The organism is Alcanivorax sp. HI0083, from assembly GCF_001635175.1.
The window spans coordinates 1-651 of sequence record NZ_LWFX01000511.1 but is presented as its reverse complement, the minus strand read 5'-3'; the positions used below and the strand labels follow the sequence as shown (position 1 = coordinate 651).

The following is a 651-nucleotide window of genomic DNA, read 5'->3' as shown; positions in this document are numbered from 1 at the left end:
TGGTACTCGATGCGGGCACCGGACAAAATGCCATCAACCAGGCAGAACAGTTCCGCGATGCCGCTGGCGTGACCGGGTTGGCACTCACCAAGCTCGACGGCACCGCCAAAGGCGGTATCCTGTTTGCCTTGGCCAAACGTACTGGCCTGCCGATTCGTTTTATCGGCGTCGGGGAACGACTGGAAGACCTGCGTCCCTTCCATGCGGAAGAGTTTGTGCAGGCACTGTTTGAAGATGTGACGGGGTGACAAGTTCAAAGTTAAAAGTTGAAACGCGGCACAGGCCGAAGCGGCTTGAGTGCCCGTGCCCGCGCTTTTCCCTTTGAACTTTAAACTTTTTACTTTGAACTGTCCGAAGGACGCCCATGATTCAGTTTGACCGGGTCAGCAAACGCTACCCGAACGGGAAAGACGCGCTCAGCAAAGTGGGATTCACACTCCCCGCCGGGCAGTTGACGTTTCTCACCGGTCACTCCGGGGCGGGCAAGTCCACCCTGCTGAAGCTGATCATGATGATCGAACGCCCGACACAGGGGCAGGTGCTGATTGATAACCAGAACCTGAACGGCTTCAGTAATCGCCACATCCCCCTGCTGCGCCGCAAGATCGGCATGGTCCACCAGAACCACCAGCTACTGTTCGACCGCAGCGT

The 651-nt window shown here is 57.3% G+C and carries 1 protein-coding gene and 1 pseudogene; both read left to right on the top strand.

Annotation, left to right across the window (positions count from 1 at the left end; genetic code table 11):
* A pseudogene (locus A3754_RS05255) lies at nt 1-248 on the top strand (signal recognition particle-docking protein FtsY); the annotation flags it as partial.
* Between the two features lie 116 nt (nt 249-364).
* The coding region (locus A3754_RS05250) for an ATP-binding cassette domain-containing protein (protein WP_156496816.1) at nt 365-651 on the top strand (287 nt) is incomplete at its 3' end.